The 6,351-nt window shown below is 71.5% G+C and carries 6 protein-coding genes; 4 read left to right on the forward strand and 2 right to left on the reverse strand.

All coding sequences use genetic code 11. The features are described from left to right. The 4 genes from D7X55_RS33710 to D7X55_RS33725 all read left to right on the forward strand — a co-directional run. Positions 1-1,912 (forward strand): CRTAC1 family protein (locus D7X55_RS33710; protein ID WP_147470310.1); only part of this gene is annotated, 1,912 nt, incomplete at its 5' end. Positions 1,913-1,916: 4 nt separating this feature from the next. Beyond that, positions 1,917-2,678: a hypothetical protein gene (locus tag D7X55_RS33715; RefSeq protein WP_121725198.1), complete on the forward strand. Its 762-nt coding sequence runs from the start codon at positions 1,917-1,919 to the stop codon at positions 2,676-2,678. 19 nt (positions 2,679-2,697) lie between these two features. Beyond that, the gene (locus tag D7X55_RS33720) at positions 2,698-4,329 is read left to right on the forward strand and encodes a GH3 auxin-responsive promoter family protein (RefSeq protein WP_121725201.1); all 1,632 of its coding nucleotides are present in this window, start codon (positions 2,698-2,700) and stop codon (positions 4,327-4,329) included. Beyond that, positions 4,326-5,465, forward strand: a complete 1,140-nt coding sequence (locus tag D7X55_RS33725) for an aromatic ring-hydroxylating dioxygenase subunit alpha (protein ID WP_121725199.1) — start codon at positions 4,326-4,328, stop codon at positions 5,463-5,465. The genes D7X55_RS33720 and D7X55_RS33725 overlap by 4 nt, the downstream gene beginning before the upstream one ends. Here the strand turns inward: D7X55_RS33725 and D7X55_RS33730 are convergent. After that, positions 5,462-5,842 (reverse strand): hypothetical protein, encoded by a 381-nt coding sequence (locus tag D7X55_RS33730; RefSeq protein ID WP_121725200.1) that lies wholly within the window; start codon positions 5,840-5,842, stop codon positions 5,462-5,464. The genes D7X55_RS33725 and D7X55_RS33730 overlap by 4 nt on opposite strands. 43 nt (positions 5,843-5,885) lie before the next feature. Continuing rightward, on the reverse strand, positions 5,886-6,351 hold a 466-nt coding region (locus tag D7X55_RS33735; RefSeq protein ID WP_368666515.1), incomplete at its 5' end, for a gamma carbonic anhydrase family protein.

A 6,351-nucleotide genomic window follows, 5' to 3' on the forward strand; every position in this document is an offset into this window, starting at 1 on the left:
GGCCTCGGGCTACGCGGTGTCCGCGGCGCAGGGGGAGCGGCAGGCGCCGCTCGCGTTCCACCTGGATGCGCAGGACCTCCAGCAGGCGGGCCTGGGCTCCCGGATGGGCCACACGCTGGAGGAGCTGGATCCGCGCGTGGCCCATGTCGCCAAGTGGCTGGTGGCCGTAGGCGACGCGGTGGCCACGGGTGACTTCGACGGGGACGGCAGGCTGGACCTGTTCCTCACGCACCCGCTGGGCACGCCGGAGCACCACGCGGGCCTGTACCGCAACCTGGGCGGGCTGCGCTTCGAGCGCGTCGCCGTGCCCGCGCTGGAGCGCTTCGCCACCCGCTACAAGGAAGAGGGCCTGGCGGGCGGCGGGACGTTCGTGGACTGGGATGGGGACGGGGACCTGGACCTCGCGGTGGCGGTGGCCTTCGGGCCGGTGCGCCTCTTGCGCAACACGCTGCGCGAGACAGGAACGGCGGGCTTCGAGGACGTGACGGACGCGGCGGGCGTGACGGACCACGCGGTGAGCCTGGGGCTCACGTTCCTGGACTACGACCGCGACGGGCACCTGGACCTGCTGGTGCTCAACGCGATGACGACGCACCTGCCGGACTACCCGGAGCCCGCGCCGCCGCTCAACCTCTTCAAGCTGCCGGAGCCGGAGTACGCGGGCGACCGCCGCATGCTGCGCTTCATGCATGACGGCTGGCACAACGCGAGCAACGGCGGGAAGAACGCGCTCTACCGGGGCCGGGGGGACGGCACGTTCGAGAAGCAGGACGTGGACGCGCTGGGGCTGAAGGAGACGCACTGGTCGCTCGCGGTGAGCACGGTGGACCTGAACCAGGACGGGTGGACGGACCTCTACGTGGCCAATGACTTCGGCCCGGACGACGTCTACCTGAACGAGGGCGGCCGGCACTTCCGCCACCTGGTGGGGACGCGCTTCGGGGAGATTGGCCGCGACACGTACAAGGGCATGAACGCGAGCGTGGCGGACTTCGACCGCAACGGCTGGTTGGACGTGTACGTGTCCAACGTGCACCACTCGTTGCAGGCGGAGGGAAGCCTGTTGTGGATGGTGGGGCCGGGCGAGGACGCGTTCGTGCCGCGCTTCCAGGACGAGGCCACGTTCCGGGGCGCGCTGAACGAGCGCCGCTTCGGCTGGGGCGCGGCGGCGGGGGACCTGGACGCCGACGGGTGGCCGGACCTGGTGCAGGCCAACGGCATGGTGGACGCGCGCCTGGACGCGGAGAAGTGGCGCATCCCGGCGGGACAGCGCAACGACTACTGGTACGTGAACCACAAGCTGATGCAGTCCGGCCCGGAGGTGCACACGTACGCGGACAAGTGGGGCGACATCCGGGGCCGCGTGCTCTATCCGAACGAGGCGCGCCGCGTGTACCTCAACCTGGGCGACTCGCGTCCGGGGCACTTCGTGGACGTGGCGAGGGAGGTGGGCATCGACGCGCCGGACAACTCGCGAGGCGTGTTGATGGCGGACCTGGATGACGACGGCGACCTGGACGTGCTGATCACGAACCAGCACGCGCCGGTGTCGCTGTACCGCAACACGCTGCGCGCCAGCGCCTCGGAGGCGAGGCCGGACGGACACTTCGTGGGGCTGACGCTGGTGGGGAATGGCCAGGGCACGCACCGGAGCGCGGTGGGCACACGCGTGGTGGTGTCCTACGAGGAGAACGGCCAGCGCGTGGAGCAGGTTCGTGAGGTGGGGTTGATGGGCGGCTTCTCCGCGTCGGCGGATCCCCGGTTGCACTTCGGTCTGGGCCGTCACGCGGGGCCGGTGAAGGCGGTCATCCACTGGTATGGCGCCCAGCCGCAGGAGGTGACGTTGGAGGCGGACCGGTATCAGGAGGTGCGTCAGCCTCCCTCGCCCACGGCGATGCGGGGAGGGCGCTGAGGCGATGCTCTCCGCGATGAAGGGCACGACGGTGCGGCGGGAGGCCCTGGACGCCGGCACCCGGGCGCGGATGCTCGCGCTGATGCAGTGCTGCTACGTGGGCGTGAGCGCCGAGCGATTTCATGCGGACCTGGACGCGAAGCAGTGGGTGTTCCTGCTGCACGCCCGGCGCACGCGGGAGTTGGTGGGATTCAGCACGGTGCGGGTGGCGGAGGAGGACGGGGTGGAGGTGCTGTACTCGGGCGACACGGTCATCCATCCGGACTGGTGGGGCCACAAGACGTTGCAGGTGGTGTTCGGGAGACTGTTGCTCGCGCGCAAGCTGCGCCGGCCGTGGAGGCCGCTGTACTGGCTGCTGTTGTCGGGCGGGTACAAGACGTACCTGCTGGCGGTGAACTACTTCCCGCGCACGCATCCGCGCCGGGACTGGACGCCGCCGGAGGGGCGCTCGGAGTTCCTGCAAGGGCTGGCGGCGCGGTGGTTCGGTGCGCAGTACGACGCGTCGAAGGGCACGCTGCGCTTCGACGGCGCGCACTACCGGGTGCGGGACGGCGTCTCGCCCATCGACCGCGACGCGGCGGCCCATCCGCACATCGCCTACTTCGCGGAGCGCAACCCCGGCCACGCCGAAGGCGAGGAGCTGGTGTGCCTGGTGGAGATCCGAGGCTGGGACCTCGCGAGGGCGCTGGCGCGAAGCGTCTGGGGCCAGCTGCGCCGCTGGGCGCGCGGGGAGCGGGATGCCTCGCGGGTCCGCGTGGGGACGTGACGTGCTGACGTCCCGCGCGATGCTGTCCGCCACGATGGCGGCGCTGACGCCGTCCGCGCTGCGCTTCCGTCATGCGCTGCGCGAACCGGAGGCCGCGCAGGCGGAGTGCCTGGCGCGCATCCTCCGCGCCGTGGAGGGCACGGTGCAGGCGGGCCGTATGCGGCACTTCGCGCGCATCCGCACGGCTCGGGAGTTCCAGGACGCGGTGCCCATCTCCACGCCGGACACGGTGGCGGAAGACGTCGAGCGCATCGCGCGCGGAGAATCGCGGATCCTCACTCGCGAGCCCGTGCTGCGCTTCGAGTTGTCCGGTGGTTCCTCCGGCGCGTCCAAGCGGGTGCCGGTGACGCAGGGCCTGCTCCGTGAGTTCCAGTGCGCGCTCGCGCCCATGCTGCACGAGGTCTTCCTGCGCCGCCCCGCCGTGCGCGAGGGCCCCAGCTACTGGTCCATCTCTCCCCTGGGCCGGAGACAGCACCGGACCTCGGGCGGCATCCCGGTGGGCTCCGCGGAGGACAGCGCGTGGTTCCCGCGCCCGTTGCAGCCGCTGCTCTCGCGCGTCTTCGCCGTGCCGGGCGCGGTGGGTCAGGCTCCTCACGTTGAACCGTGCCGCTACGTGACGCTGTGGTATCTCGTGCGGTGCTCGAACCTGTCGCTGATCAGCGTCTGGAACCCCAGCTTCCTCACGCTGCTGATGGACGCACTGGAGCGGCACGGGGAACGGCTCGCGGAGGACCTGGAGCGCGGCACGTTGCGGCCTCCGGAGCACGACGCGGACGGTGCGCCCGTGGGCTCGGATCCCACCTGGACTTCGCTCGTGCAGGGGCTCCAGGGCGTGCGGGACCTCCCGAGCGCCCGGCGACTGCGTGACGGGCTGTCCTCCGCGCGCACGCTGTGGCCGGGGCTCGCGCTCCTGAGCATGTGGACGGACGCCCAGGCGGCGCACGCCGTAGCGGCCGCACGCCGCCGCTTCCCGGGCGTCGAGGTCCAGGGCAAGGGCCTGCTCGCCACCGAGGGCGTCATCACGGTGCCCCTCTTCGAAGCACCCGCGCCGGTGCTCGCGGTCCGAAGCCACTTCTTCGAATTCATGGAGCCAGAGAAGCCCGAAGCACGTCCGCTCCTGGCGCACGAGCTGACGGCGGGCCGCACCTACGCGGTACTCCTCTCCACGTCTGGCGGGCTGCTGCGCTACCGGCTGGGGGACCTCGTCCGCGTGGAGGGCTTCGTGCACGCGACGCCCTGCCTGCGCTTCCTCGGCCGAGCCGACGCGGTCTCCGACCTCGTGGGCGAGAAGCTCTCCGCCGCGCGAGCAGGCACGGTGCTGGACGCCGCGCTGGGCCCCACCCGTCCCACCTTCGCCATGCTCGCGCCGGAGTGGGGCACGCCTCCCGCCTACCGCCTGTTCCTGGAGACGGACGCACCCACCGACGCCCTGGCCGCGAACGTGGAGCAGGCCCTGTGCGAAGGCCATCACTACCGCTACGCACGGGAGCTGGGACAGCTCGGTCCGGTGCGCGCGGTGCGAGTGACCCAGGGCGCCCGGCGCTACGAAGCCCGGTGCATCCAGCTGGGCCAGCGCGCGGGGGACATCAAGCCCGTGGACCTGCACCGTCAGCCCGGCTGGACGGAGTGGTTCACACGAGGGACGTCATGACGGTGGACCTGGACGCGGAGGCGGACCTCGCCCGCTGCGGCGCGCTGAAGGACTTCTGGTACGGGGCGTGTCTCTCCACGGAGCTGCCCGCGAACAAACCCATCGCGCGCACTGTCTTCGGCACAGGCCTGGTCCTCTTCCGCGGACCCGACGGCGCCCCCACCGCGCTGCGAGACCGCTGCCTCCATCGCAATGCGCGCCTGTCGAAGGGCGACGTGTTCGACGGGAAGCTCGGCTGCCCGTACCACGGCTGGGTCTACGACGCGTCCGGCGCGGTGGTGGAGATCCCCGCGCTCGGTCCTCCGCAGCGCGGAGAGAAGCTGGACGCGCACGCCTGCGCGCACGAAGGACTCAAGCCCGCGCCCTGTGAGCTGGGACGGCTCGCGCGCTTCCCCACGCGGGAGCAGGACGGGCTCGTATACGTCTACCTGGGCCCGGACGTCACCCAGGCCCGAGCGGAACCCTTCCGTGTCCCCTACTGGGGCCAGCGCGGCTGGACCGTCTACTTCATGGTCACGCGCTTCGCGAACGGCGTGACGAACCTGGTGGAGAACTTCATGGACGTGCCGCACACGTCCTTCGTGCACCGGGGCTGGTTCCGCAACCCCACGCGCAAGCGGGTCCCCTCCACGGTGAAGCGTCACGCGGGCCGGGTGCGCATGACCTACCACCAGGAGGACGACGCGCTCACGGGCCTGGGCCGGCTGTTCAATCCGCGCGGCCTGCCACTCGTGCACACGGATGAGTTCATCGTCCCCAACGTCACGCGCGTGGACTACCAGTGGGGAGACAGCGGCTTCGCCATCAACTCGCAGTGCACGCCCATCGGGCCCACGGACACGCTCGTGTACACGGCCATCAGCTACCGGCTGCCGGTGGACGTGCCGGGTGCGTGGGTGGGCCGGGCGCTGACACCGCTGGTGCGCTGGTACACCCAGCAGGTCATCCAGCAGGACGTCCGCATCATGGAGACGCAGCGCCAGGGGCTGACGGATGGCCCCGGTGGCGGCGTGTACTCGGGCACGGAGGCGGACCTGCACCACGCGGACATCGAGGCGTACCGCCGCTGGCTGCGCGAGGGCGCGCACGGCCCCGGCCCCGAGGACGCCGAGCGCGACGTGGTGTTCTGGGTCTAGACCGCGCCGGCGGCCTGCGCCTCCTCGGAGTCCGAGGAGGGAATCAGCGCCACGTAGTACCCGCAGAGGAAGGTCGCCCCCAGGAAGAACCCGTGGAGCAGCCCCAGCGTGAGCGCGAAGGGCGGCGTGGGCAGGTTCTCATGCAGCCACATCAGCGTCGCGGCCGCATTGGACGCATGGCACGCCGCCGCCACGCCCAGCGCGATGCAGAGGTGCACCAGCAGCACCCACGTGTTGGCGGTGGAGGTCACCCAGGAGGCCAGGCTCCCCAGCTTCGCGAGGATGCGCGGGTACATGAACTTCCGGAAGAGCGCGCCACAGGCGAGGCCCAGCAGCAGCGGGCCCGCGATCTCGAGGATTGAGTTGACCTGTTCCATGGCCGTGACCCTGCCAGAGGGCGCACGGCCCGTGCAAATTCCCTCACCCCATGCGTCGCAGGCCCGGCAGGTCCTCGGGCCGCAGCACCCAGCGCGGCGGCTCCGGCGGTGACGTGCGCGTGCCCACCTGCGCCGCGGGGAAGCCCTCCACCAGCGCGTAGTCCGGGAACACCGCGCGCGCCTTCACCAGGCTGCCGGCGGCCACGTGGCAGCCCTTCCCCAGGTGGCTGCCCTCGCAGAGGATGGCGCCGGGCTCCACCACCGTGCCCGCGCCCAGGTTGCACGCATGCAGCACGCAGCCCGGGCCCACCACCACGCCTTCATCCAGCACCAGCATGGTGTCCGGCTGCAGGTGCAGCACCGTGTTCTCCAGGATCTGCACCCGCGCGCCAATGCGCACCGGGCCGTTCAGGTCGCCGGTGATCTTCACCCCCGCGCCAATGATGGCCCCCGCGCCGATGACCACGTCGCCGGACACCTCCGCGGAGGAGAAGAGGGTGGCGGTGGGG

The sequence above is a fragment of the Corallococcus sp. AB049A genome (genome assembly GCF_003668885.1).
GTDB classification, from domain to species: Bacteria; Myxococcota; Myxococcia; order Myxococcales; family Myxococcaceae; genus Corallococcus; species Corallococcus interemptor.